The sequence below is a fragment of the Emergencia sp. 1XD21-10 genome, assembly GCF_009936045.1.
GTDB classification, from domain to species: domain Bacteria; phylum Bacillota; class Clostridia; order Peptostreptococcales; family Anaerovoracaceae; genus Senimuribacter; species Senimuribacter intestinalis.
This window is the reverse complement of sequence record NZ_QWEQ01000025.1, coordinates 29931-55470: the sequence shown is the minus strand read 5'-3', so window position 1 is coordinate 55470 and position 25540 is coordinate 29931. Positions and strand designations below refer to the sequence as shown.

Below are 25540 nucleotides of genomic sequence, written 5' to 3'. Positions count from 1 at the left end.
TCTTCGACTCACCTCTTTTCCTTCGTACCTATAGTATACGTGAAAAACGGGAAAATCACAAGTAAGATTTTCCCGTTCGCTTTCAACGCAAAACATTTTTCGGTTACTTCAGCATACTATACACACATTCCATCAGAGTCGCTGCCAGCACGATATTAATCACTCTGTAATGCTGCTGATAAACTCTCTGAATTAACAGCCCTACTCCAACCCAAGTTGATGTTGCAATCGTTCCTATCGTTGCAATAATAAGCTCAAAAAGAATCAAAGTTCCAAATTCAGTACTATAATTTGTAACATAGCCTGTCAACGCTGTAATACCAAACAAATAAATTTTCACATTTACAAACTGGAGTAAAAAGCCTTTCATAAAGGATGCCGATTTACCATCACTGCTTTCTGTAGGCTTACTGATTGCCATATGGATTGCAAGCCACAGAATATAAGCTGCACCTATATATTTCATTACCCCAAGCATAGAAGGCAGCACTGTGCTAACACCGAACACGAAAATTGCACACAAAATCTCAACGACAAAATACCCTGTAAAAATCCCGAAGAATAAAGGCTTTCCCCTTTTCCATCCATAGTTTGTCACCGTATTAAGCGCTAGCACATTCCCCGGTCCCGGTGTAAATGCGTTAATCATTGCATAAATAAAAAAATTACCTATTACATAACCTGGCATAATTACGCCTCCTTTCGTGGTATCATCATACCACGAAACAGTTATCAATAGGTAATATCTAATTATTATGCTAATCCATAAACTGTCCCTATGTTTATTCAGACTGATACTGTCTGATTGCTTCAACATAGATTTTTCCCAGTTCAGATAGCTCCCTGTCCTTATTTAAAATATAGCCAATATGAATCGTTTCCTCTGCGTCCAGTGGAATCGAATGAATCTCATCTCCGTGCAAATCCTTTGGAAAAATTCCACTTGAAATGGTATATCCGTTTAACCCTATCATGAAATTGACAATTGCAGCCCGATCACTAATCTTGATACTCTTTTCCACATCCTCGCTACTGAACAGCTCCTCCGCATAATTGGAAGACTCATATACACCCTGTACAAAGCTGAGTCTCGGATATGGTTTCAAATCTTCCAAGCTAAGTTTTTCTCTCTTTGCCAAAGGATGCTTTCTCCATAAAAACACGTGAGGTTTTGCGGTAAATAATTCGTAAAACTTCAGATTGTTTTCCTCCAGGGTTTTATGCATCACCTGTCTGTTGCTGTCACTTAGATAAAGAATCCCAAGGTCACTGAACCGATTTCGAACATCAGCAATTACCTGGTACGTCTGTGTTTCATTTAAAATAAACTCATACCGCTGCTGTCCAAACTGTTTCACCAACTCAACAAAAGCATTCGCTCCGAAGGTGTAATGCTGTGAAGATACACAAAAGCGCTGTTTTCCTGCCTCGCTGCCAAAATATCTTCCCTCTAGAAGCTCCATCTGCTGCACAACCTGCCTTGCGTAACCTAAAAACTCCATACCCTCCGTTGTCAACTTAGCACCTGTGCGGCAGCGAGTAAAAATGGTAAAATTCAATTCCTTCTCGATTTCTTTTACCATTTGAGAAAGACTGGGCTGCGAAATATACAAAGCCTTTGCGGCCTCCGTAATAGAACCTTTTTCCGCAATCGTAATCAAGTATTTCAATTTTTGTAAAGTCATATGCGTGCCTTTCCCATTTAAACATGTTCCCTAGGATTTCACCATTATTTTACTCCTTTTTTCAAAGAAGCACAAGGGCGGCGAGAAAACACACGGGGATTCGCCACCTAAATTACAGATTGCATTTCCTCCTACATCCAATGTACAACTTTGCTCTCATTCCTAAAGCATGTGTTGTGCAAATCATCTTACCGATTTGCAAATCTGCACAACTTTAGCAGTAGATGTTTTGCAAGATGCACTTTTTCGTGCCTATTTGCACAACTTTAATCACATTTGTATTTCTCTGGTTGTGCAATTACTCTGCAATTTAACCTACTTTACACAACTACTGCATACGCATCGCCTATCTGGTTGTGCATATCACCCTAAAAAGAAAGAATTCGCACAACTTTTAGCGCTCCAATCCGCAGCTGGTTGTGCAAACCGCCCCTGTTTTCTCACTTTTGCACAATCGAAGCCGCAAAAACACAACCGCAGCCGCACAGATACCTTCATCCTTTCTCTAAACGATATTTCCGCATCCTCACAAGCGCCGCCAAAAAGCATAAACTCCAGCTGACGCCCACAGCAAGCCAGATTCCACCTTTGCCGAAAAGCGGTTCAAGAACCCAGATTGCAGACAGATTCGCTAAAATCTGAATCCCGCCGATCACCAGCGGCATCAGTACATCCGCCATACCCCGCAGCACTGCCATATATGCCTGCCACAGACCCAAAATGATGTAAAAACCACAAGTAATTTTAAGATACAGGTATCCTTCCTCCACCACGGCAGCACTGTTTGCATCATCTACAAAAATGCCCAGCAGCGGTTTTCCGGCAAAGAAAACAAATACCGTCATCACTGCCATAAAGCCTACACTGATGAGCACCGTTATATGTCTTCCTTCTTTAATCCGATCAAAGCGTGCCGCACCCCGGTTCTGCGCCGTGAACGTATTCAGAGCACCGGAAAGTGCATTGACAAACATGATGACAATCTGCTCAATCTTTTGTGCCGCGGCATAGCCTGCTACCACCACTGCACCATACTCGTTGATAACCGCCTGCACAAAAATCGCCACCAGGCTGACAATACTCACCTGCAGACTGGTCGGTACAGACAACTTCAGCACGTAAGCCACCCTTGATTTTTTCGTATTGCGAAAATCCTCCCGGCTGACCCAAAGCATAGGCATCTTTTTCTTCATATAGACAAGACACATCAGCACCGCCAGACTCTCCGCAATGACTGTGCCAATCGCGGCACCTGCAACACCCATAGATAGCCCCTTGACAAAGAGCAAGTCGAGGACAATATTACAGATACAGGAAAATGCCAGAAAAAACAGAGGTCTGCTGCCGTCTCCACAGGCTCGCATAATAAAAATGCACATGCTGTATGCATAAGTAAAAAGCCCTCCTACGAAGACAATCTTCAGATAAAGCACCGCACTGGCGAGCACCTCCGGTGGTGTATTCACAGCCCGCAAAATAGGCTCAGCCAGAAAAAGCCCTGTAATCAGCTTCAGAATCCATGTTGCAATTACCACAAAGATAGAAATCACAATAACCTGACGCACCTTATCAAAACGTCCCTCGCCGCAATACTCGCTGACTGCCGTGCTGATGCCCATCATCAGTCCCAGACCAATACTGACTGCAAGCATGATAATCTGCCCTGTCACGCCGATAGCAGCAAGGCCCTCTGTTCCTACAAAACGCCCCACTATAACCGCATCAACGGTAGAATAAAGCTGCTGAAATACCGAACAGCAAAATACCGGAACTGCAAAGCCGATGAGTTTCTTCCAGATAACTCCTTCTGTCATGAGAGACAGCCCTTTCTTCTCATCGTTCAAAATTTCGCCCCCCTTTCCAGAAAAACAAGCAGCCAAGATTACTCGGCCGCCTGTCTGTATGATTATAGGTTATTCTTTTACTTTTACAATCATTTCCACTTCCAGTGGAATACGGAACGGTAGCACGTTGGTACCTACTGCTGTTCTCGCGTGTCTGCCGCGTTCACCTAAAACTTCACCGAACAGATCGGACACGCCATTGATTACCAGAGGCTGTTCAAAATAGTCCGTAGTGCTGTTTACAAAACCCTGCACTTTGACAATCTGTTCCAGCCTATCCCAGTCGCCGCCAAGTTCTCTTTTCAAAACAGCGAGAAGATTGATACCCGCAAGTCTTGCTGCATCATAGCCTTCCTTCGTTGTCAGGTTCTCTCCCAGTCTGCCGAAGACTACCGGCTTTCCGTTTTCAAAAGGACCTGCACCTGAAAAAAACCAAAAACCACCGGCCTTCTGTACGCTTACATAGTTTGCCATTGGCTCCGGTCCTGCTGATAAATCAATTCCCAGCTCCGCTAATTTCTTTTCTACATCCATGTTTCATACCTTCCCTTCATGCATTCATTTTCCTATCACGTCCATGAGACGATTGATATCCTCTTTGTTGTTATAATAATGAAATGCCAGGCGCATTTCCATAAAGCCGTTTACATCGACGCCGCTGACATGCGCGCCAACACCGGCTTCCCGCAGCATCTCGTTGGTCACACCAGTTTCTGACGCAAGACGCAGCACCTCAATTCCAGACCTGTTTTTCCGTGCAAAATCATAAGTAAGTTGCACGCCTTCTGTCTCTGACAGCCTTTCCCGCAAATACTCAGTCAGCCCCATCACATATTCGGAAATATCCGCTCCAGAAAATGCCAGATACTTTTCCGCCGCAAGTCCCAGCCCATAAATGCCGGAAACCGTAGGAAAGCCAAGCTCAAAACGTCCTGCGTCATCTCGCAGGCAAAGAACCTGTTTACCAGTATTAAAACGCTCGTCGTCACTCATCCATCCGGCGCCAAACTGCTTTAAGCTTTTTTGCAGCGCCGGACTGATATAGCCGTATCCGGTACCGCAGTAGTTCATCATCCATTTATAGTCATTGCCGATGAGAAAGTCAATTTTCATGGCCTTCACATCCACCGGCATGACCCCCAGCGCCTGCACGCCGTCTACTGCAAACCAAATGCCCTTTTCTCTGCAGTAGGCGCCAATGGCTGCCGCATCCATGCGAAATCCAGTAAAGCTTTCCACCAAAGAGATACAGATTGCTCTGGTTTTTTCATCGCACAGTGCAAACAAATCCTTCGGCAGAATCACGCCGTTTCTTGCCTTGGCATATCTCACCTCAAGGCCGTCCTGCTTTCTTACCTGCCATGCAAAGCGATTTGCAATCCAGCTGTTTTCCACCAGTACTACGTTGTCTCCCGGTTCAAAATACATGCCGGAGGTAAACAAAGTATAAATATGAGAAGAATTATTGCCAAAGACAATGTTTTCCTTCTTTGCTCCAATCATCTGTGCAATCTGTGTCTTTGCCCAGTCCATCATGCCGATGGTTCCAGTCTCTTCGCCGCCGGGCAGCCTCCAAACAGAATCGCCGCCCTTTAGATAGCGATCCTCCTGATACCTTGCTACTCCATCATGTACAAAGTCCGGAACAAGACCTGTGGAGCTGGTATCCAGATATGCTGTATGGGAAAGCACCGGCACGTGGGTGCGAAATTCTGCAAATTTATCCATATTATCAGTTTCGTACATCTCTATTTATCGTCCTCCTTGCACTCACATATCTATTAAAAGGTTCTCTAATATGTTCAATAACCTTTTAGAAGATGCCCTGCAGATTTTCTGCAAAAGCTACAAGGCATAAATTATGATTTTAAAGTTATTACAGCATCATGATATCCTCTTCCAGATACAGTTCTGCTTTTTCTAAGTCCCGTTCTAAAAGCGCATTTACAATATGCTGATGTTTTTCTAAGTCCGAACTGCTCTTTATTGCTGCCATAGAAGCCTTATAAAGCATATCCTGCAAAATACCCGGCAAATACTGATTTCCCGTAATCTCTGCAAGCCGCAGATGGAACATAGTGTTATTAGTTTTGCTTGGATCACTGCTGCCCATTTGTTGCTCTGTAAATGCCTTTAAAGAAAGGATTTCTTCATCAGAAGCATTTTCTATGGCAAGTTTCACACATAGCTTCTCAACCTGGCGGCGAATCACCTGTATCTGATTGATTTCATCAGAAGAATATAAATTCAGCATATACCCTTTTCTTGGATAGCTAATGAGATATCCTTGGCTGCAAAGAAGATGCAGCGCATCTCTAACCGGCGCTTTACTAACGCCAAACTGCTTCGCCAGCTGTGCCTCACTTAGAAAGGATCTGCCGTCGATGACACCGCTGTCGATATCTGCCTTGATACTGTGATAAACCTTCTCCGATAGTTTTTCTGCCATATCATTACTCCCATTATCATTTCCATTTTCACTGATATGTTCAATAACTATTTTACAGGTTTTTTCTCGATTCGTCAAGGGGCAGCGCATCTTTTTCAGAAAAAATTTCCTTCTGTTTACAGATCAACGCTCTCACGTCTTTTAAAAAGGTCGTTTTGCCCTCTTTGCTGGAATAGACGCCATGACCGCCCGGATACTCTTTTAGTATCATCTGCCTCGGATCAATGCCGCTGTGCGAAAACTGATATCTGGTATTTCCCACCAGAGTGCACAAGTCATAAAGTCCGCTGGCAACCAAAATTTTCATCTCCGGCATTCTCGCTGCGGCATTTTTGAGGCAGTCCATATGAGACTTCCCATCTTCTACAGTATAATCCCAGGCAGCATTTATATTCAGATTTCCGGTGTAGTAAATTCTATCCGTCTCTATCCCCAGCTGCGCTGCAAGCAGTCCGTTCATCACAGAAAGTGGCATATTGTCATCTCCTGCTGCGTTATACGTACCGGCAAGAGGTGATGTCATGCGACCGTCAAATAAATCGACCCGTTTTTTCTTATGGGAAACGACTTGGGTCATGAAGTCTTCTACATCCCGCAGGTGCAGTCTTGTTTTTTCAAAATAAGCTGCCTCCATGCCCGTATAGTTTGCAAGTTCTCTCGCAAGCGACTGCACCGTTTCAGCCGGGCAATCATCCCCCTCAAACAGCGCCGGAATTAGCTTTCTTTTCTCAAACTCCCACACGTTCTTCAAAAAGACTTCTCGGTCACACTGCCCCTTTCGATTGTGATACCAATGCGTCGCTGCCATAGACGGAAGCGCTGCAGTCAAAAGTTCCAACGCGGGTTCAAAAATGCGTCCGTTTCCCGCATCCAGAGAAAGGGCTGAGCCAATTAAAATCACGCCTGCAACAGGAATTCCCAGCATCATCCGGTTCCCATACATTACATCCCTGCCCAGCTCAGAAAGCACGCGGCAAGCCCTGATTGTGCCATAACTTTCTCCGCATAGATAAAGCGGACTGTTCCAGCGATTGTGATTCTTCAGCCAAGATGCAATCGCAAAAGCAGTGCTTCTCGCATCGCCATCAACGGAAAAATAATCAGGTGCCGCTTTTTCTTGGAGCAATCTGGAATACCCCACACCCACCGGGTCTACATAGACAAGATCGCATACATCCAAAATGGTGTCCGACTCAATTGCAAGACCATAGGTAAGCTTTTCCTCCGCATCTTTGCTGATGCAGTAAGGTCCAAAACATTCCAGCTGCAGCATAGAAGTGGCGCTTCCCGGACCGCCGTTCCAGATAAACATGACCGGACGCTGCGAATTCTCATCGTCTATCCTGAGATAAGAAATCGTCGAAATGATCGCCTCCGGCGCACCGCTCTCATCATAAAACACGTGATCCTCGCTCACCGCTTCTGCACGAATCTTCCCATGGCGCAGTAACATTTCAAGGGATGCCGTCCCATTAAGCCGTTCAAATGACTCTGTCATATAAGGTTGAAATTTTCTCATTTCGTTCTCCTAGTTCCATTCGATAAATGCTCTGACCGCTCTTCCAAAAGCATCACACTCTTTGCTGCCCAGATATGGCATATGCCCAGTTTCAAAATATTCCATCCGCACTCTTTCTGCCGGCAGGTTGAACTGATCCAGCGTATATTGAGAAAAACCCATCGTAGTCAGCAAGTCGTAGTAACCACAGCCCAACATCAGTTTCATATTTGGAATCCGTTTCATTGCCTGTGCCAAACTCTTAATCGGTGCTGTACTTGTAGAAAAATCCCAATCAGCACAAATATCGAAGCACAGCGGTCTGTACGCATCTTCCAGATCGATATGCAGTTTTTTCTTCCAGATGCTGTTAAAGCACTGCTGCACAGCGCTCATCAGTCCGCTGCTTGCCATATCTTCTTCCTCCAGATCATCCCAGCTGCCCTTCGGCGCTTCCATGGTAAATCTACCATCATAACGACCCAGTATCTTCCCTTCTTTCCGCAAACCATAGGCAGGATAATTGTAAGTATCCACGCGAAGATTCAAATCTTCCAGGGTTTCCTCATCAAGTCCGGTGAAATAAGTCAGCCGCTCCTTGATATGCGTTCTTTTTTCCTCACGAAGTCGCCGTCCTAATGCTAATGCCGGCAGATATTCCTCATAAGCGAAACGATCCGCTTCTTTCAAAAAAACATCCCGTGCCGGCAGCATGCTTTGATGATGATACCAGTAAGTCGCTGCTACAGCCGTAAAATTCAGAATCGGCGTGTCGATTGGATAAGCCTTTTGACCATGATCAAAGGCGCTGCCCAGCATGATAATCCCACTGAGATTGACATAGTTGCATCCTGCTTTTAAATCCACGCTGAGCATGCCTGCCAGCATAGCATTTCGAATCGTTCCATAGCTTTCTCCCATCAGATATACCGGGCTGTTCCAACGCTCATGTGCATCAAGCCACTTTGCAATGATTTTTACAAAAGAGCGGCAGTCGCTTTCCGTATTAAAGTATTTCGCGCCTGCCTCTGCTTTCAGCAGTCTGGAATAGCCAGTTTCGATGGGATCGATTGTAACAATATCACAGATATCCAAAATACATTCCGTATTTTCTTCTACCTCATAAGGCGGCGTCATAGAAAGCGAGGTTGCCTCTCCGACTTTAACCCGCTCTGGCGCAAGCGCGGCAAAATTGATCATGGCGCTGGCGCCGCCGGGTCCTCCATTATAGGCAAACAGCACGGGACGCTGCGGCTTTCTCTCGATATCACATCTCTCGTAAGCAAACGTGTACATGCTCGCCTCTTTTTCTCCCTCTCTATCATAGAGGAAAAAATTTTCTACTGTTGCGCGATACGAAATTTTCTGTCCTTTTACTTCACAGGTATGTTCCGTCACAAATTTCTTTTCTGCAAACATATCTTGATTCTCCTTATGCGTTTTCCTTCTGTTCGCGTTCTGCGATTTCTTTCCTCATCAGTGGAATTTGTTTCTCAAATCTTCTCAAATATAAGAAGATTGCTAACGGAATAATAAACATCAGGCATGGTATGATGGTTTCCATATAGAAGAATAAATTTATAACACTTTCCTCCTGCACTGCCGCTCCTTCTACAAATGGCACCATTAAAAGCATGTATCCTCCCAACGGACCGCCAAGCGCCATTCCAATTTTATATGCCATAGAATGACCAGAAAGCAAAATTGCTTCATTACATGCGCTGTTTGGAGCTTTCCACTGACCATATGTTCCAGCATCAAACATATTCAAAACCATGGTTCCAGCTGCCAATGCCTCACCAAATCCTAATCCGACATTTCCGATTGCAAGAATGGTCATATTGCAGTCGTGTGCAATAAATCTGATGAGCAATCCTAAAATAGCAGCAACACATCCCAAAATAGCAGTTCCGTTATTTCCCAATCGCTTTACAAAAAAACTCAGGGTAATCGCAACGAACATAGCGCCTCCTATTCCAGAAAACGATATGATAGAATATACAAGCATATTGTTATTCAAATTATATTGTATATAATACGCATTGGTCGCACTCGGAAGTGAGTTCGCAAAGTACAGCATAAAAATTCCTACTACAAGAATAAGGAACATTTTGTTTGAAAATAGTGCCTTCAAACTAACCGAAAGCGGAATTCTTTCACCTAGTCTCTCTCCACTTAATACTTCCACTTCTTCTACTGGCTCATATCCCTTCGTTACCCAAAAGGTAATGAAATATGAAATCATAAATAGAATTCCATAAAGGATCCCTACAAACATAAATCCCTTTTGCATATCCCCTTTGCCAATCATACCAACCAGTGGCATTGTTGCCGATCCAACAAACAAATTTGCCAATACGCTATACACGCTGCCTGACTGTTGTAATAAAGCCCTTTGTGTTTTATCTGTCGTGATTCGACCACATAATGTTTTAGAAGGAATAAATAATGCAGTACTCAACATTCCCTGCAAAATGTAAATAACCGCTGCCCACACAATCCGACCGGTTCCCGATAGGCTCGGGCACATAAAAGTTAACGCAAACAGAATGCCTGCAGGTGCCGTAAAATATTTTAGCCATACACGGCATTTTCCTTCTTTAGACCTGGTCATATCAATTATGCCACCCATCATAGGGTCATTGATGATGTCCCATATTTTAGCAATCAGTATGATTGTGCTGGCAATTTCAATTTTTATACCTAATACCTGTGTGTAAAAAAATACCAAAAATGCCGCATTCATGATTGTTAAACTTGACACACCAAAACTTGATGCACCATACAGTAAAACCAGTTTTTTCGGCAATTTCTTCTGATTTGGTAAAGTTGTCGTGTTCTTTCCCATTTTAGTTTCTCCTTACTTCTTTTTTCTTAAAGCGAATATCGGTTTCATCTTTCTCCCTCTTTATATCACTTCCCTTCCCTGCTTCTCTCTCATTTATTAATCATAGGTATTTTATTAACCATGATAATACTGCATCATAAAACTTTATACTATTTTCTGCGCTTTGTGGATCAATCGCATGCTTGCAGTCCTTGAAAATATTAAGCTCAACCGGAACTTGCGGTTGATTGTCCCGTACTGCTGCATAAAGCCTATAGGCACCCTCTACTGGGCAAACCATATCCTTCTCCCCATGACAAATAAGCAGAGGAATTGTTATTTTTCTCCCCTCCAGAAAAACAGAGTCTCTAATAAACTCTCCCAGCACGCTACTTGTATCCGCTCCAAATGGTACCTGCCCTGCCCCTTCAGAAAGTAACGTCAAATCAAGATAGCTAAATAAACCGCGCAGCGCACAGGCTGTTTTAAATCGTTTCTCATGAGCCGCCAGCCAAACTGTCATATAGCCTCCATAGCTTCCGCCAATTACAGCCTGCCTGCTCTTATCTAGCATATCAATTTTTTCAAGGACATAATCTAACAGTACCATCAAATCACTCGCTGCAGTTCCATCAAAAGCATAATCTGCCCGCGCAAAATCCTCACCATATCCTGTACTTCCTCTTGGATCTCCATAAACTACGCAATACCCTTGTGCTGCTAAAAGCTGGCGTTCCATAAAAAATCCACCGCAATAGCTTGATGCCGGTCCTCCATGTACTGTCAGCACTACTGGCAGCTTATCATGCACCTGATTCCTTAGACACATCGGTGGCAGCATATAATATCCATATAATTTCGTTGCTGTACCAACCTCAACACAAATGCGCGTTTGGGATGCTAATGCATATTTCTCAGTCCAAGCGTTTGCGTCAGTGACTTTTTTCATTTCTCCACAGGAAATACCAACCTTATAAAGTTCCGGCGGCATATCTGCATCACTCCAAACTGTAAGCAATGTATCCTTATCTACCACTGTCAACGCTGTAAAAACACCGCCTTCGCATATCCTTTTCCAAAGAATTTCCCCATTATAATAAGTTCCACAATAAATGCCGCTTACGCCGTCTCGCTCTCCGACCGCGAAAAACGCTTCGCTTTCTAAACTTGTACCCATATAATCGTTCTTTGTTTCCAGAATATCTCCGTCACTATATGCAGGAACCCATTCCTCTGGTATCTGTCCGCTGTGTTTAACCGAAACAATGCCTGTTCCATCTGTTTCTACACAGGTCAGTCTGCTGCATTGCCCACTGCCATTATCAAAGTTGGAAGTAGGCACAAAAAGATATTTTTCATTCTGCGTCAGAACAGCATGGCTCCACTTGGACGCCATAATTAATCCACTGCAAAGAACCGTTCGAATCTTACTTTGCACATTTACTTTCAAATAGCTTTGCGTTTCACCAGAAAAAACAATTACAGCATCCTCCGTTTTCATCCAAATCACCTTTTTTAAAGGTTTTCTCTCACATAGAAGGCTTTTTAACTTTCCGTTTTGAATATCAGCAATCATAAGAATATATCTTTTTTCCGGGCGTATTCCTTTATCTTCATTCGATCTATATCCGACAGAATCAACCATACGAATTCCATCTTTATCTGGCTCTTTTTCTACGATAATCATGCATATAGAACTACTATCCGCAGACCAAACAAATTCTTCCACATCATTGATATTGATAATATTTGTTCTTTTTTGCTGCAGTAAATCATAAATCCATAGCGCCTTGCTACCATCTGGCATCTGTGCAATACAAGCAGCCATTTGTCCATTAGGCGAAATTTGCGGGCAATTCAAGTTGCAACCTTCTTCTTCAGCCCAAAAGCCTTGCTCTCTTCCCTGGAATCTGCATTTTCCTAAATAAGAATTACTCCTTTCAGACCAAAATTGCTGGCTATAGCTATAATCTCCCCTGCCATTTGAAGAAGGCTCCGTAATATAGACCATATCCTTAAAATTGTTTACAGACAGTAATTTTTTCTGCATAGTTTCAGCCCTCCTTGAGCCATTTTTCAGCTCTCAATTTCGCAATTAATTTTCTCTCTTTTGGGTACATAATCATGCAACATCGTACATCAGGGCATTTTGCTTTTATTATTGTAAATAAAACTTCCCCATGGATTGTACTAAACGGAGATTTCCCTTCTTCCTGCAAAATTACGAGAGGTTTGGTAATCTCCATTTCATCCAGAAAAACACTTTCTTTTATCAATTTTTCCAGAAACAAACAGAAATCCTTATCCTTTTCTGCGTCAAAATAAATGCTATCTCCATAATCGAAAAATGATCCTATCCATGGATTCATCAAAATTCCATACACTGCACTATCATCATTCTCTAGCTTCTCAAAAAAAACGCATGTTTCTTTTTCTTCCGCAATTAAAATATTTTCATCATATCTCATTTTATCTACCTACTTATTGCTGTTTCTCTATATCCGACCTGATACACTGACTGTTCCACTGCATCTGCTGCAAAGTTCAATACGATACGGACCTGATACAGTTTCCGGTACCGCAAACCGTAGTACGACCACTTCTCCTCCTGCCAAATTTTCAGGTAAATTTTCCGCTGAACAGCAGTCCGCTTCAAAGTAGATATCCGCTGTAATTTCTGCAGAAATTCCCAATTTTTCCGCCTGATAAGTTCCGCTGACAGGATATTTCCCTGTATTTTCTATCCGAACTTCTATGTATCTTTTTCCTTCATGCAAAACTTCCGCTGGTATTCCCATCGATAGCTGCGGTGATGCTTCGATGCATTGCAGGATAAACTGCAGCGCCTTTTCACATTCCTGCTCCATCAAAAAAGTCGGTGGATTGTCCATAATCCATTTTTCCTTCCATCCTCCGACTTCAACCTTTCCCAGCTGTGGGTGTTCAAATTCCGTCCATGGGCAGAAATAAGATTCCTTCTGCGTGTCGTCCCATGCAAGGAGCTTTCGTTCCAGCGCCAACGCATCCTCCGGCGGCGTCAATGCCGTCATATATGGGAGCGGATGGTCGGCGTCGACCGGTTCCACAAGCTGTCTGCTGTTCCAGTTCTCGTTGCACCATGCCGCAATGCCTCTCTCATAATACAGCCAAGTCGTATAACTGCCTTTTGCTACACCAACAAGACCCGGCGGAAACGCACCGTTTGAAACATAGCCGGTTCGCTCTGTCGCTTTCACGCCTTCTCGTACAAAAATCTCTACATCTTTTTCAGGACCGCCGTGTTCCTGACAGAATGTCATCGGCGCAATATAGGCGCCGCCGCAGGAATGCTCATCGACTACCATATTGATATTTTCATGGGCAAAGATAAAATCCGCCAAATGCCGTACTTCGCATTCATACAGCGGATACTTACCGCTGCATTCCCTGCGGGTATATCCGATGGTATCCTTGCTCCAGTCAAAAGGAAACTCTCTATTAGGATCTAAATCGTAAGGATCTCTTGCGTCTTTTAACGGTCTCGTGACTTCTCCGCAAACCAGACCCTCCGTTACAAGATCATAAAAGACGCTTTCTTTATCATCTTCCGTTCGCGGCACCATCAGTCTGCTGTCTATTTCGTCGCATTTCCACTGACCGCTGCCTGATGGAATCCGCATCTTCACAATTTCTCCATCTCCGTTGATATCAGCAGGATAAACACCCTCTTCTTCCTCGTGAAACATTCGCTTTGAACCTCTGCGCGTATAAGGCGTTGCCACCGAAATCTCTGCACCGTCTGCGTTGATTCTTGGAATAAAATACAGGGTTTTCGCTTCTAAAAGCTTCGTCACAGATGAATCTTCTCCATAGCCGGACAGAAAATACTCCATGGCATAAAGCACTGCATTTGATCCGATCAGTTCTTTGCTGTGCAAATTTCCGTTGATCAGAATGCCCGGTTTTCTTTCTGGATTTCCGCCGGCTGTCATTTCTGCGGCAAAAATTTCTCTACCCTCGTAAGTCTTGCCGATGGAACTTACTTTCAAAAGCGATGGATAGCCTTGCTGCCACGCTGACAGTAGCATCTTTATTTCCTCATATGTATAGTAGTGATCTTTTCTGTAAAGCATCAGTAGATTCCTTTCTGCAGAAATGCCCGCAAATCTTTCCCAAGCAGGGCCGCGCTTTCCGTTCCAATATACGGCATATGTCCTGATGGATAATTCTTTACCAATACCTGACCTTCGTCAGTGCGCAGCTTCGCCGCCGCGTAAGCCGCCTGCCCTGCTTCAGAGCAGAAATCATAAACCCCGTTTGCAAAGAACACCCGCATGTTTTTATCCCTGTCCAAAGCCGCCTGCAGATGGGCAAAAGGCGTACTGTCCGCACGAAACGTCCAATTCATTGCCTGATGAAAATCTGTATAAATAAATGGCTTCATCTCCTCTATGCCCAGTTCTTTTCCATATGCTCGAAGACCCTTCAGAAAATATGGCGCTAATTTACCGAGCGCTGCATCGTCTGCTGCCGGGTCAATTTCTGTACCCTGCCTGCGCACAAATCTTGCGTCATACAGACTCATTATCATCCCCTGCTCAGACAACCGCTGGCTTCTAAAGTATGTACTGTCAAACTGCAGTCCATGGACTTTCAGCCACCCCGCAGAAAGGCCGGTCAGCGCAGACAGCTGTTCTGCTGCCGCTGTCTGTTCTTCTTCTGGCAGCCTGCTTCCAAGATATAAGGCCCGCAGATAGGTATTTTCAATAAATTGCTGTGTCTCATCCATGCGTTCTTCCAGCGTACAGCTTTTCTCTTTGCTGTGATACCAATTTGCTGCCGCTGCAGTCGGTAGAATTTGCACACTAAACGGCAGTCCTTTTTCCGAGAAAAAACTATTTGTCGGTTCGGCGATGATGGAAGAGCCCATCATAATCATGCCGGAAACACGGATGCCCTTTGCCTTTGCAGACGGAAGGAGTGGACCTCCCGTCAGCGCGCTTGCCACCAATACAGAACGAATGGTTCCATAACTTTCTGCGGCCAGATAAACAGGACTATCCGTTCTTTGGTGTTCAATCAGCCAGTCAGCAATAAAGTCTGCAATCACGCCTGCATCAGCCTCCGGATAACAAAACGCCTTCACTTCCTGCTCTCCTGCAAAGGATCCATAGCCAGTTCCCAGCGGATCAATCAGTACAATATCGCAAATATCTAAGGGACAATTCGGATTTTCTTCCAGAAGGGTTTCCTTCGGTTCCTCTTCTCCATTAAAAATCCATTCCATTTTCACTCTCTTCGGCGCAAAGCATCCAATATGTAGCCAAAAACAGGAAGCCCCCGGTCCGCCGTTATAGGCAAAGAGAACCGGTCTCTTCTCCGAACATACAACATCCGTACGCATATATTCATAGAAAAACATGTCGCCGATTTCCCGCCCATCGATGTCTTTTACAGCATATGCTTTGCACCTGGTACGATAGGTAAGCGGCTTTCCTTGCAGCATCAACTGATTTGCTGTAGTGGTATATTCTCTCACTTTGTTTATCCTTTCTCGCTTTCTAATCTGATATGTTCAATAAAATGTTTTATTTAATTAAATTTTACGACTTCTCTTGCACTTTGTAAATTTATCGATTATAATGACAATACAAAAAAATTAATGATAAGGAAGGAAGCAAGTTACATGATCGATATGCAGGATATCCTCTGCGTACTGAAAGTCGCAGAAGAAAAAAGTATTACGGCAGCTGCAAATAAACTGTTTCTAACTCAGTCCGCCGTATCACAGAAGGTAACAAAAGTTGAAAAGGAACTGGGACTTGCTCTCTTTATCAGAACCAACCGCTCTGTCGAACTGACCGATGCCGGCGTATTCTTTGTCACAAAAGCTTCTGCACTGAATTCTTCTTGGGAGGACTTTTTTCTTTCCATGGAGCAATTTTCCTCTATGGATAAAAATCAATGTTCTGTGGGACTTCCAGCCCTAATCAACTTTACGGAAATTCCTGATCTTTTAGCAGGCTTTACTATGGCGTGTCCAAACTATCAGTTAACGACCTTTCCGGAATTTGAAGACAGCAAATATAAAAATTTACTAAACGGAAAATTGGACTTTTGTTTTGACAGAGGTTCTGTCAATGCACCTAAAACACCAAAATATATTACAGCGGTTCCCCTGCGAAACGACACACTGAGCCTTCTGCTCCATAAAGATGATCCTTTAACAAAAAAAAGCTCACCTGTCCGTTCCTCTGATCTCACAGGGTATCACATGCTGATTAATGCCCCACACAATACCCACGATGTTGAGAAGGCAGCACAGATTACCTATAGCGTCTGTCATGACAGTGCTTCTCCCAGCATGATTACAAAACCGGGCATTTTTATACCCCTCCCGCAAAGTGTCTGTACAAGAATCCTTGCGCAATCCCCGCACCTTCGAGCTGTCGCCTTTGAAGACGATATGCCGATTAGCCTTTCCCTGCTTTACCGAACTGACAGGCAAAACATAGAAAATCACCCATTTTACCGCTATGTATTGAACTATTATCAAACCCAGCAGGAATGAAAAAAACGCCACTTCCTTAGAAGTGACGTTTTTGGTTTCTCCTGGATTAATCGCAATAGGAAATTTGCAATTTTAGCTTTCTCTCTCCACCATACATTCTTTCCGATAAAATGCGATGGCGTATTTGCTCACCTTAGGGTATCCTTCTGCGAGGAAGCCCTGCGCATACTGCTGCTTCTCGATCTGCTGTAGGGCTTTTTCGCATGCGTCTTCCATCTCCGCAATGCTGCCTGCAGCTTTCAGTTCTAAAATGATAACATTCCCCTTGCGGATTGCCTGCGTTTTCAGCACGATGTCCGGTCTGCCGTTTCCGCTCTCCCTGTTGGAATGCACCGAATAGCGCCCGTTGTTTGTCAGAAGCCCGCTGAGGAATCCGTGATAATAGCTCTCCGCGTAGTCGAAGTAACTGATGGTATCCATCAGCTGCTTGCTGATGAAGTTCTCTGCCGCCTCGCAATCTCCCTCTTCCAACGCTTTAATCAACGGACTTTTGTCCAGTGCTTCTGCTTTGCGGTTGAACCACTCTTTAATGCTGCGCTCATAAATGGCTGCAATTTCTTCGTTTGGTATCGCCATTTCAATATAGATATCCCTGTTTTCAATTCGCTGGCTTTTCATCTTCAGATACCCTGTAAAGAACAGAAAGTTCCACAGGCTGTCTTTGGACGCATGAATGTCGCCATAGGTGATTTCCTCGTGAACCGGCTTTTGGATGGTGCCTCCATCCATCAGGGTTTCCAGTTCTTCCCGGGTGGTATCATCTGCGTCTTCTATCATGGTTTTTACGATGTCGTTTCCTGAGGTGTTGGACCAGTACGGTCTGGTCGCAATCTGCGCGCCTGCTCTTACGTTGCTCGCATAGCTTAGGATGCTCCACGGATTATAGATTTCTGTATTTCCAAAGAGATATCCATCGTACCAGGACTTTGCTTCTTCGTATCGCTCTTCCTGATTGTAATACTGCAGCAGTGCCTTCACTTCTGCTTCGGTAAAGCCAAAACAGCTGCTGTATTTGGGACTGATGATGGAATGAATCTCCAGATTGTTCAGACCCGTGAAGATGCTTTCTTTGCTGATTCGAAGACACCCTGTTATCACACCCAGTTTCAGATAGGGATTGGTCTTCAGGGCGGACTCAAAGAGAGAACGGATAAATCCAATCATTTCATCGTAAAAGCCGCTGAAATACGCATTCTCCAGCGGTACGTCGTATTCGTCGATGAGGATAATGGCCTCTTTTCCGTGGTATTTGTACAGGCACTCGGAGAGAAATTTCAACGCTTTCGCATAAGCGATATCCTCTGCTTTGCCATGCATGACAGCAGTAAATTGCTCCCTGTTTCTCTCAGTCATCTCACCAGAAAGTACATAAGCATGGCGTTCAAATTCTTTGATGATGTCATCAATCAGGCTGGCGTGTGCCATCGCAAAGGTCGCCTGCTTGGCTGATTTCAGTGACAAGCTGATTACTGGATACTGTCCCATATGGGCCAGATACTTCTCTCCCATCTCCATGATGGCAAGTCCGTCAAAGAGATGGCGATTGTCTATTTTCTTGCCTTCCGGCGTTCTTTCATCTTCAAAGAAGCGGCGAAGCATGGAAAGATTCAGGGTTTTTCCGAATCGGCGCGGTCTTGTGATCAGGGTGGTCTGCGTCCCGGCATCTAGAAGTTCTTGTATCATCGACGTTTTATCGACCAAATACAGGTGTTCTTTTTTGAATATCTTAAAGTCCTCATATCCGATTGGAATTTTCTTCTTCTCCATCAGCCGTCTCCTTTCTTCGTACCTATAGTATACGTGAAAAACAGAAAAATCACAAGTAGCAGAACAAAAAAGAAATACAGGACAAAGCGTTTCCTTTGTCCTGCACGATGTAAACAATTCTATATCCGCTTTCCAGCCTGCCATACGCATGCCGGTCTATGATACATCACGGAGATATCCTCCGCTGGATTTCCTTCTACCAGAATCAAATCTGCCATCAGACCTTCTCGGATTTCGCCGACCATATGGTCAATCCCTGCGATTTCCGCATTATACTTGGTCGCCTGCAGCAAGATGTCCACGTTTTCCATATGGCAGTAATCTTTTCTCATCTGGAACTCTACGCCTTTCTCGTACTGAGGAGAGCCCGGCGCGCTGTCTGTACCAAATCCCATTTTCTCGCCTGCTTTGTACGCCTTTTCAATCTGTCTGGCACAAGCTTCCAGCATCGGCGTCAGCCGCGCTAGCCAGAATTCACGAGCCGCAGGCTCTGTCTGACTCACATACATAGCAGCAAAGGTCGGTACCAGATAGCAGTCTTGCGTCTTCTGCAGCAGCGCAATCGTTTCATCACTGATGTACGTCGCGTGCTCGATGGTCTTCACACCGCATTCAATACAGTCTCTGATGGCGCTGTCCGCATGACAGTGCGACGCCACATAAAGCCCATGCATGTGAGCGGTTTCCACTGCCGTGCGAATTTCATCTCTGGTCATAATCGGGTGCTTTGGAACGCCGGAAGGGTCATAGGCCGAACCGGAGGCATAAATTTTAATAAAGTCCGCTCCCATTGCCGCTTCCATGCGTACATGCCTGCGATACTCCTCTGCACCGTCACTGAGTCTGACGCCGGCTTCACTTCCGCCCGGCTTCCACATAATGCTGGAAGTCAGCGTTTCCCCGTTCGCCAAAATACGAGGTCCCGGCGCAATGCCTTTTTGAATCATATCTCTCGCGTAAATCGCAACGCCTGCAAAGCTGCCGCAGTCCCGAATGGTTGTATATCCATAAGGCAGGCATTTCTGCGCCTGCTCTACTGCCGCAATCAAAAGCTTCATCGGATCGTTGACGCAATCAACGCCAGCCCCGCCCAGAAGCGTAATATGTGTATGCAAGTCGATGAGTCCCGGCAGCAACGTTTTGCCGCCGCAGTCAAAGACATCCTCTCCCGCATCAGAAACAGAAGCTGCGCTCACACGAACAATTTTTCCATCTTCTATACAAACACTGCCGCAGTCTGAGGCAACGCCTCCCGACAGCTGCGGAATCAATCTGCAGTTATTTAAAATCATAATCTCATCTCCTTTTTTTAACAGTTCTCCAGATACTTTACTGCTGCAAGCGCCATTGCTGCGCTTCCCAGATACATCTTATCTTCAGCAAAGATTGCCCTCGCGTTGTGATTTGGTGCAGCATTCTGATTTCCTACACCTAAAATCATATACATCGTCGGTACTTTTTCGGAGATAAAAGCAAAATCCTCGGAACCGCTAGCCGGTTCTGTCGTTTCCATTACCTGTAAGCCCTGTATCTCAGAAAGATATGGCGCAATGCTCTCACAAAGTACTGGGTCATTCTTTAGAGAAGGTGTAGACATAGTTTTCAGTGTACAAATCGTCCCAGTTGCCTGAGAAATACCATCCAGAATATGCTGTATCCGTTCCAGAATCCTTTCCCTGTCATCGTCATCAAAGCAGCGCAGCGTTCCTTCCAGCAGAGCGCTCTCAGGAATTACATTGTACATCGTTCCTGCTTCAAAATGTCCGATGGAACAGGTTGCCGAGTGAAACATACTGGTTTCTCTCGCCACAACCCCTTCTATTCCCTGATAAATCAGCATTGCTGCCTTGATTGGATCGACGGTATACTCAAGGGCAGAGCCATGACCACCCTTTCCTTCTATCCGAATCTTGAATATATCTATAGAAGAAAATGCATTTCCCACTTTATACGAAAGAACGCCGTTTTCAAGTGTAGTGAACACATGCAGACTGAACGCAGCTTCCACGCCTGGATTCTCCAGAACACCTGCATCCAGCATAGATTTTGCACCTGCCATTACTTCCTCACCCGGCTGAAACATAAGTCTGACTCTGCCCTTTAGCTTAGGCTCATATTCCTTCAAAAGCTTTGCAGCACCAAGCAGCATAGCAGTATGCAGATCATGACCGCACATGTGAGAAATCTCTGTCTGCGAGCGAAATGACAAATCGTTATCCTCTATGACCTTCAACGCATCCATATCCGCCCGAAGCAGTACCGTATGGTCACCGCTTCCGATATCACAGATGATGCCGCCACCCAAGGAGACAGGCGCACAGCCCATCTCCTTTAGTCTCTTTGTTACATAAGCTGCTGTTTCCGGCAGCTCCATGCCGAATTCCGCATGGGCGTGCAGATATCTTCTATCCGCTGTAATCTGCTGCTGCAGTGCCTGTGCTTCTTTTTCAAAGTTCATTCCGATCACCTTCAATAAATGCCCGAACAGCGCTGCTAAGCGCCTTGGCATTGCCATCTCCGATATAGGAGGCATGCCCGGATTCCAGTACTTCACAGGAGATACGATCCTTCGGAAGGTCGTACTGCGACAGATAATAAGTCATAAAATCAAAGGTGGAGGACAAATCGTATCTGCCGTTGACGAAAAGAAAGCGCAAATTTTCGTTTTCTTTCATCAGGTCTACCGGCAGCTGCAGCGTATCCTTCTCATAAGACCGGTAATCCCAATTCATAGCGACAGCAAGAGTATCATCCTGATAAACCCTTCCTTCCGGTCTGTTCAGTTCCGCGTCATAGTAGGCTCTGATGCAGTCACCGATAGATGATCCAATGCAACTGATAAACGGTTCCTGATCCATATCCACTTCGACAATATCTGCATTTTCCAGGCTTGTCATGGTGCCATCACCCTGCAAATCCAGTTTCATTCTTGCATCGTACATGCTAACAAATTCTCCCGGACAAAGCTTTGTCATAAAGTCCTGCTCGCTGAAACGCAGATTCTGTCGATCCAGAAGCGTCTTGTCAAGCCCCGAGTAATATACCAGCTTATCCAGTACAGCCTCCCGCTTTTCTTCCGGTAGGCGATTTCCCATCATTAGCGCATGGGCGTAATCACCATAAGCAAACTCCATGGCGTCCCGAATAAAATCGGTTTCATCCAGCTCCGGATGATAATGATAACGGCATACCGCGGCGTTGACTCCCAGTCTGCGCACATTGGGTTCTATCAAAAGCGTTCCTTTCGCGCCCACATTGAGCGAGGTGCCCACGCTGATAATGCCCCTCAGATTCACATCCTCCGGCAGTTCATCTGCCAAAACAACATTGCGGATTGTGCCGTAGCTTTCTCCCAGCAAATATACCGGCGCATGCATTCTTTCATTTTCTGTCAGCCAGTTTACGATAAATTTTGCAAAGGAAACCGCGTCTCCCTGGGTTTCATAATACTTTCCCGCCGCTTCTTCTTTCAAAAGAGGCGCGTATCCGGTTCCCACCGGATCGATTAGTACCAAATCACAGCAGTCCAGCAAAAAGTTCTTGTTCTCAGTGAACACATACTTTGCCGGTCTGTCAACCTTCGGATATCCCGGAATCTCCATGATTTTCGGTCCCAGAAGTCCCATGTGCAGCCACTCACTTGCCGAACCCGGTCCCCCGTTGTATGCGAATACAACGGGTTTCTCTTTCTTCTCAGGCAGGCCTATGTAACTATAGCTGAACATGACAGCCTCGGCCTCTGCCCCATCACCTTTTAATACAAAATCTTTCAGCCGCATCAGATAGGAATCTCCTGCCGCCGTTTTTTTCTCCTGCTCCCAGGAAAAAGGTTTAAAATCACACATTTGCGCCCCTCCAATTAAGAATTTTCAACCATTGTTTCTAGCACGATTAAGCTTCTTTGCCTACTTTTCTTGCTTCAATCTCTGCCTGCATCTGCGGCACTTTCTTCTCATATTTCATCAAAAGTAGTGCGAATACCAGTGCGATAGCAAAGCCTACAGCCGGCATTAACGTGGACTCATAGAACCACAGGTTTAAAACGCTCTGCTCCTGTGCCGCTGCCTGCGCTACATAAGGAACCGTCATCAGAAGATAGCCTGCAACAGGACCGCCAAGCGCCTGCCCCGTCTTATAGGATACGGAGAAACCGCTCATCAGAATCGCCTCGTTGTCCACGCCGGTCTTCCATTCACCGTAAACCTTCGCGTCAAAGATGCACAGAAGAATGGTACATCCAACCAGACCAGTTCCCAGGTTCGAAATGATATTGCCTGCCAGCAGCACCGCGGTGGAACTATCATGAAGGATAAATCTGAGTGCGAATCCGATGACGCTGAGCACGCAGCCGATGGCAGCAGTTCCCGCATTTCCGAATTTTTTAATAAAGACGCCCAGAAAAATATATACCACCAGGGATGCCCCCAGGGAAACAGTAGATACTAAGGACATGAGCGGAATGCTTCCGATATTGTACTGGAAGTACCACGTCATAACGGTAGAAGAAATAGAGGATGCCAGCATATCTACCAGATATAAAGCGATGCAGAAGAGCCATGGTGTGTTCTTTACCAGCGCTTTGAGTACGCTGCCCATGGACGGCTGCTCGACTTTCGCTGTTTCCTGTCCACTGTTTTCCTCTGCCAGATGTTCCAGCGGCTCATAGCCTCTGGTTCCGATATAGGCAAGGAGATTGGACAGCAGGAATACGACTGCGTAGATGATACCTACAACCAGGAAGCCTCTCTGCATGTCAGCCCCGCCTTTGCCGAAATAGATTACCATCGGCATAGTTGCTGCAGGCACGACCAGGTTTGGAATCAGATTGATAATTCCCTTAATCTGGTTCAAGGAAGCTCTTTCAACAGGGTCACTGGTCAGTCTTCCCATCAGCGTATTCAGTGGAATCATCAGCGCAGTAGCAGTCATGCCCTGCAGAGTATAGGTAATCGCAACCCAGACAATTTTACCGGTTGCAGTCAGTTCCGGCATCATGAACGCAAGAGCAAATATAATTGCCCCCGGCAAAGTCATATATTTCAGCCAAATTCTGCATTTTCCTTCCTTTGACTTGGTTCTGTCCACCAGCGCGCCCATCATCGGGTCGTTGATGATATCCCAGATTTTTGCGACGAGTATGATGGTGGATGCGACACCGCTTGGGATGCCGCACACTTCCGTATAAAAATACATCCCAAATGCCATGAGCATAATGATAGTCGTGGTTTTGGAAAATTCACCCATGCAATACAGGATTTTCACTTTCCATGGAAGTTTTACAGGTTCAATCTTTGTTAAAATTTTCTGTTCCATTTTCTTGTCCTCTCTTATTTTTCAATCAATTCATGTAAATCCTTTGTCAGCATCGCATAGGATTCTTCGCCTACGTATGCCATATGGCCTGACGGATAATCTTTGATAATCACCTGTCCAGGCTGCTGTGCCATCTGTGAAAAACTGTAGCGGGCGTTGCCCATCGGCGTACAGAGGTCATAGTAACCGTTGGCAACCAGCACCTTCAGGTTCGGATTTCTCCGCAGCGCTTCCTGCAAAGAAATAAATGGCGAACGCACAGCTTTATAATCCCATTTCATATTGGTATCAAAATTAATCGCCTTGTATGCTCTGTCAAGTTCGATGCCCAGAAGTTCTCTTCCTTCGCCGTTCATAATACCGGCGTAATAAGCGGTGTACTTGCCCATAGCGCCATCGTCCGCCACAGGATCTGGAATTGCAAGACCGTGATATAAGTCCATCGTATAACGACCGTCATAAACACCGACTACCTTGCCCAGCGCGGTTTCCCCATAGATCTTCGGAAATTCTGAGGCGGTCAGTCTGATTCCGTTTGCAATGAACCAGCTTTTTGGCACGCCTGTAAAGTAGGATAATTTTTCGATACAGGCTGTCATCTCTGCTTCCGGCAGGCGATTTCCAAGATATAAAGCGCGCAGATAAGTATCTGCCGCAAAAGTATAGCTTTCTTCTATGAATGCTTCCAGCGTGATACCAGATACAGGCTGGTGATAATACCGTGTTGCTGCCAAAGTCGGCAGATTCAAAACGCTGTTTTCCATACTGCCTTCCGCCATTGGATTCAAAGAAGAATCTGCGGTCAAAACAGTACCCATAAGGATAATCCCATCTACGGCAATGCCGGTGCAAGTCCGATTTGGAAAGGTCGGCCCGCCCATCAGGGCATTAACAAGAACGGACGCGCGCAGCGTGCCATAGCTTTCGCCCATAATATATTTCGGCGCGTTCATGCGGTTATACCTTATAAGCCATCTTTCAATGACTAGTGCCATCGCTGCCGCATCCTGATCGATGCCAAAGAACTCCGGCGCAGCGGACGGATCGATTAAGACGCCGTAGCCGCAGGTAACCGGATCCATCACCACGATATCGCAAACATCTAACAGACATCTGTCATTGTTTACCAGCGTATACGGACCATTTTGCTGCGGATCCGTCGGGTTTTCAAAATCTATTTTTTTCGGCGACAGAAGCCCCCAGTGAAGCCACAGGGCGGAAGATCCCGGTCCGCCGTTAAAGGCGAGCAGAACCGGTCGTCTCTTCGCGTCCTCTTCTGTCACATCTGTTCTAAAATAGGAGTATGTAAATACAGAGCCTTTTGGAGCACCTGCTTCATCAGTCAGCACATTGTCTTCTGAAACTACTTGATACGGAATTTCTGTTTCTCCCACCGTCACCGTGCCTTCTCTTACAAAAGACACCGGTTCGAATGGTTTTTGCTGCATCTTCAACATTTTCTTCCTCCATCCATTACAATAATAGCGAATCAATACTGTGCAGCATTTTACCAGCTATGCCACACAGGTTTCCATAGCACATTTCTGTGATATGTTCAATAACATGTTACTTTAAGTAAATTGTACGACTTTTCTTGCCTTTTGTAA

The 25540-nt window shown here is 45.2% G+C and carries 20 protein-coding genes; 1 reads left to right on the top strand and 19 read right to left on the bottom strand.

Annotated features, from left to right (window positions below; translation table 11 throughout):
* Positions 1-103: 103 nt before the first annotated feature.
* The 13 genes from D1151_RS13880 to D1151_RS13820 form a co-directional block, all read right to left on the bottom strand.
* Positions 104-688: a LysE family transporter gene (locus D1151_RS13880; protein ID WP_160202362.1), complete on the bottom strand. Its 585-nt coding sequence runs from the start codon at positions 686-688 to the stop codon at positions 104-106.
* Positions 689-782: 94 nt separating this feature from the next.
* A complete protein-coding gene (locus tag D1151_RS13875) occupies positions 783-1685 on the bottom strand; it encodes a LysR family transcriptional regulator (RefSeq protein WP_161909299.1) in 903 nt (300 codons plus the stop codon).
* A gap of 494 nt (positions 1686-2179) precedes the next feature.
* The gene (locus D1151_RS13870) at positions 2180-3529 is read right to left on the bottom strand and encodes an MATE family efflux transporter (protein WP_161909298.1); all 1350 of its coding nucleotides are present in this window, start codon (positions 3527-3529) and stop codon (positions 2180-2182) included.
* Between the two features lie 69 nt (positions 3530-3598).
* Entirely contained in the window at positions 3599-4063 is a 465-nt protein-coding gene (locus D1151_RS13865) for a RidA family protein (protein ID WP_161909297.1), read from the bottom strand.
* Between the two features lie 24 nt (positions 4064-4087).
* The gene (locus D1151_RS13860; protein ID WP_161909296.1) at positions 4088-5275 is read right to left on the bottom strand and encodes an aminotransferase class V-fold PLP-dependent enzyme; all 1188 of its coding nucleotides are present in this window, start codon (positions 5273-5275) and stop codon (positions 4088-4090) included.
* A 130-nt stretch (positions 5276-5405) separates the two neighbouring features.
* Positions 5406-5978: a GntR family transcriptional regulator gene (locus D1151_RS13855; protein WP_161909295.1), complete on the bottom strand. Its 573-nt coding sequence runs from the start codon at positions 5976-5978 to the stop codon at positions 5406-5408.
* Positions 5979-6030: 52 nt separating this feature from the next.
* Positions 6031-7497, bottom strand: a complete 1467-nt coding sequence (locus tag D1151_RS13850) for a hypothetical protein (protein WP_161909294.1) — start codon at positions 7495-7497, stop codon at positions 6031-6033.
* Between the two features lie 9 nt (positions 7498-7506).
* On the bottom strand, positions 7507-8895 hold the full coding sequence (locus D1151_RS13845; protein WP_161909293.1) for a S10 family peptidase: 1389 nt from the start codon (positions 8893-8895) through the stop codon (positions 7507-7509).
* Between the two features lie 13 nt (positions 8896-8908).
* Positions 8909-10324: an MFS transporter gene (locus tag D1151_RS13840; protein WP_161909292.1), complete on the bottom strand. Its 1416-nt coding sequence runs from the start codon at positions 10322-10324 to the stop codon at positions 8909-8911.
* A gap of 100 nt (positions 10325-10424) precedes the next feature.
* Entirely contained in the window at positions 10425-12353 is a 1929-nt protein-coding gene (locus tag D1151_RS13835; RefSeq protein ID WP_161909291.1) for a S9 family peptidase, read from the bottom strand.
* 4 nt (positions 12354-12357) lie between these two features.
* Complete coding sequence (locus D1151_RS13830; protein ID WP_161909290.1) at positions 12358-12771, bottom strand: hypothetical protein; 414 nt, start codon at positions 12769-12771, stop codon at positions 12358-12360.
* A gap of 27 nt (positions 12772-12798) precedes the next feature.
* On the bottom strand, positions 12799-14415 hold the full coding sequence (locus D1151_RS13825; RefSeq protein ID WP_161909289.1) for a M14 family metallopeptidase: 1617 nt from the start codon (positions 14413-14415) through the stop codon (positions 12799-12801).
* Positions 14415-15821 carry a hypothetical protein gene (locus tag D1151_RS13820; RefSeq protein ID WP_160202374.1) on the bottom strand — a complete coding sequence of 469 codons (1407 nt, stop codon included), beginning with the start codon at positions 15819-15821 and terminating at the stop codon, positions 14415-14417. Before D1151_RS13820 ends, D1151_RS13825 begins: the two co-directional genes overlap by 1 nt.
* Positions 15822-15968: 147 nt before the next feature.
* Between D1151_RS13820 and D1151_RS13815 the strand changes: the two genes are divergently transcribed.
* On the top strand, positions 15969-16853 hold the full coding sequence (locus D1151_RS13815; protein WP_161909288.1) for a LysR family transcriptional regulator: 885 nt from the start codon (positions 15969-15971) through the stop codon (positions 16851-16853).
* Between the two features lie 72 nt (positions 16854-16925).
* On the opposite strand, the gene D1151_RS13810 is transcribed toward D1151_RS13815, so the two are convergent.
* From D1151_RS13810 to D1151_RS13785, 6 genes are all read right to left on the bottom strand, one after another.
* Positions 16926-18620, bottom strand: coding sequence for an AAA family ATPase (locus D1151_RS13810; RefSeq protein ID WP_161909287.1), 1695 nt, complete (start codon positions 18618-18620; stop codon positions 16926-16928).
* A gap of 119 nt (positions 18621-18739) precedes the next feature.
* Positions 18740-19912, bottom strand: coding sequence for an amidohydrolase family protein (locus D1151_RS13805; protein WP_160202377.1), 1173 nt, complete (start codon positions 19910-19912; stop codon positions 18740-18742).
* Between the two features lie 17 nt (positions 19913-19929).
* Positions 19930-21078 carry a M20 family metallopeptidase gene (locus D1151_RS13800; RefSeq protein WP_160202378.1) on the bottom strand — a complete coding sequence of 383 codons (1149 nt, stop codon included), beginning with the start codon at positions 21076-21078 and terminating at the stop codon, positions 19930-19932.
* Positions 21068-22465: a hypothetical protein gene (locus D1151_RS13795; protein ID WP_161909286.1), complete on the bottom strand. Its 1398-nt coding sequence runs from the start codon at positions 22463-22465 to the stop codon at positions 21068-21070. The genes D1151_RS13800 and D1151_RS13795 overlap by 11 nt, the downstream gene beginning before the upstream one ends.
* A 46-nt stretch (positions 22466-22511) precedes the next feature.
* Entirely contained in the window at positions 22512-23933 is a 1422-nt protein-coding gene (locus tag D1151_RS13790; protein ID WP_161909285.1) for an MFS transporter, read from the bottom strand.
* Positions 23934-23947: 14 nt separating this feature from the next.
* The gene (locus tag D1151_RS13785; RefSeq protein WP_161909284.1) at positions 23948-25390 is read right to left on the bottom strand and encodes a S10 family peptidase; all 1443 of its coding nucleotides are present in this window, start codon (positions 25388-25390) and stop codon (positions 23948-23950) included.
* Positions 25391-25540: the final 150 nt, after the last annotated feature.

What these genes read in the sequence shown, in the direction of transcription:
- D1151_RS13880 (WP_160202362.1), bottom strand. Translation starts at nt 688, where the DNA reads ATGCCAGGTTATGTAATAGGTAATTTTTTTATTTATGCAATGATTAAC.
- D1151_RS13875 (WP_161909299.1), bottom strand. Translation starts at nt 1,685, where the DNA reads ATGACTTTACAAAAATTGAAATACTTGATTACGATTGCGGAAAAAGGT.
- D1151_RS13865 (WP_161909297.1), bottom strand. Translation starts at nt 4,063, where the DNA reads ATGGATGTAGAAAAGAAATTAGCGGAGCTGGGAATTGATTTATCAGCA.
- D1151_RS13860 (WP_161909296.1), bottom strand. Translation starts at nt 5,275, where the DNA reads ATGTACGAAACTGATAATATGGATAAATTTGCAGAATTTCGCACCCAC.
- D1151_RS13855 (WP_161909295.1), bottom strand. Translation starts at nt 5,978, where the DNA reads ATGGCAGAAAAACTATCGGAGAAGGTTTATCACAGTATCAAGGCAGAT.
- D1151_RS13850 (WP_161909294.1), bottom strand. Translation starts at nt 7,497, where the DNA reads ATGAGAAAATTTCAACCTTATATGACAGAGTCATTTGAACGGCTTAAT.
- D1151_RS13845 (WP_161909293.1), bottom strand. Translation starts at nt 8,895, where the DNA reads ATGTTTGCAGAAAAGAAATTTGTGACGGAACATACCTGTGAAGTAAAA.
- D1151_RS13840 (WP_161909292.1), bottom strand. Translation starts at nt 10,324, where the DNA reads ATGGGAAAGAACACGACAACTTTACCAAATCAGAAGAAATTGCCGAAA.
- D1151_RS13835 (WP_161909291.1), bottom strand. Translation starts at nt 12,353, where the DNA reads ATGCAGAAAAAATTACTGTCTGTAAACAATTTTAAGGATATGGTCTAT.
- D1151_RS13830 (WP_161909290.1), bottom strand. Translation starts at nt 12,771, where the DNA reads ATGAGATATGATGAAAATATTTTAATTGCGGAAGAAAAAGAAACATGC.
- D1151_RS13825 (WP_161909289.1), bottom strand. Translation starts at nt 14,415, where the DNA reads ATGCTTTACAGAAAAGATCACTACTATACATATGAGGAAATAAAGATG.
- D1151_RS13815 (WP_161909288.1), top strand. Translation starts at nt 15,969, where the DNA reads ATGATCGATATGCAGGATATCCTCTGCGTACTGAAAGTCGCAGAAGAA.
- D1151_RS13810 (WP_161909287.1), bottom strand. Translation starts at nt 18,620, where the DNA reads ATGGAGAAGAAGAAAATTCCAATCGGATATGAGGACTTTAAGATATTC.
- D1151_RS13805 (WP_160202377.1), bottom strand. Translation starts at nt 19,912, where the DNA reads ATGATTTTAAATAACTGCAGATTGATTCCGCAGCTGTCGGGAGGCGTT.
- D1151_RS13800 (WP_160202378.1), bottom strand. Translation starts at nt 21,078, where the DNA reads ATGAACTTTGAAAAAGAAGCACAGGCACTGCAGCAGCAGATTACAGCG.
- D1151_RS13795 (WP_161909286.1), bottom strand. Translation starts at nt 22,465, where the DNA reads ATGTGTGATTTTAAACCTTTTTCCTGGGAGCAGGAGAAAAAAACGGCG.
- D1151_RS13790 (WP_161909285.1), bottom strand. Translation starts at nt 23,933, where the DNA reads ATGGAACAGAAAATTTTAACAAAGATTGAACCTGTAAAACTTCCATGG.
- D1151_RS13785 (WP_161909284.1), bottom strand. Translation starts at nt 25,390, where the DNA reads ATGTTGAAGATGCAGCAAAAACCATTCGAACCGGTGTCTTTTGTAAGA.